The organism is Lacinutrix chionoecetis (genome assembly GCF_053604665.1).
In genome coordinates, this window is record NZ_JBSHNQ010000074.1 from 1 (window position 1) to 229 (window position 229).

General features: G+C 48.5%; 1 protein-coding gene. It reads right to left on the reverse strand.

Going from position 1 to position 229, the window contains the following annotated elements; translation table 11 throughout:
* The coding region (locus ACVC43_RS07240; RefSeq protein WP_452223837.1) for an Ig-like domain-containing protein at window positions 1–229 on the reverse strand (229 nt) is incomplete at both ends.

A 229-nucleotide genomic window follows, 5' to 3' on the forward strand; every position in this document is an offset into this window, starting at 1 on the left:
TCTTCTGCGATTGGATCTTGTGCATCGAAGTCTAAGGTAATCGTTGAGTCGTTAGACACATTACCATCGTTATCTTCTACGTTGTAGTCGATTGGTGTTGGATCACCTGTAAAGCCTGCTTCTGGTGTGAAGGTTACTGCGCCTGTAGTATCATCTACAGTCCAGGTGCCTTCGCCTGGTACCACTAACTCATCGTTATCGCCATCGCCATCCGTATCGGTTGCGCCTG